This window comes from Dellaglioa sp. CoH-55-MRSF-7, assembly GCF_056782235.1.
The window spans coordinates 1-628 of record NZ_JBXAYI010000022.1 but is presented as its reverse complement, the minus strand read 5'-3'; the positions used below and the strand labels follow the sequence as shown (position 1 = coordinate 628).

Below are 628 nucleotides of genomic sequence, written 5' to 3'. Positions count from 1 at the left end.
ATTATGGATTGGATGATAAAGTCCAGTCACAAGATCGCTAAGGCGTGGATGGCTCGGTTCAAGGCCACGGATAAAAACGGAGTTCCGCAACCCGGCGTCATGATCGTGAACAACAAATATGTGGATTATCCACTTCAGCGGGAAGTATTTCAGTCTCTGAACGTGGGTAAAGTGGAAGGTCGCAACGAATTCATGCACTCTAATGTGGTGGCGTTCTTGGCTGCAACCAATCCGAGACCAGATATCGCACGGCTCTTGAACGCTATACTGCCCGAGTACGATGCTCACGAAGATTATGTTGTGGATAAGGCTATCCAGTCAATCGGGCGCGGTAACATCAGGAACCACAATTCAGACAAAAAGATGTTGGCCATTGTCTCAACTGTGGGGTTGGCCGAAAAGATTCAAGCGCGTATGAGTCATTATCCCCGCATCCGTCTGACAGATACAGAGGAACTGGGCAACATGCAGCGCTGGTCCTACAATCAGGCCGGCGCAAAAACTCGCGAAGCAAGCGGTGTGCACAGACGTGACAGATTCGACGCAAAACTAGGAGATAATAAAAAGCTGTACAGTTCCCTCAGTATGCAAATTTCACGGCTGAAGAAAAAGCTGGCGCTCGATCCTG

The 628-nt window shown here is 49.2% G+C and carries 1 protein-coding gene; it reads left to right on the top strand.

What is annotated here, in order from left to right; all coding sequences use genetic code 11:
- Positions 1–3 precede the first annotated feature (3 nt).
- Positions 4–628 (top strand): hypothetical protein (locus AC1RPU_RS07625; RefSeq protein ID WP_481769585.1); only part of this gene is annotated, 625 nt, incomplete at its 3' end.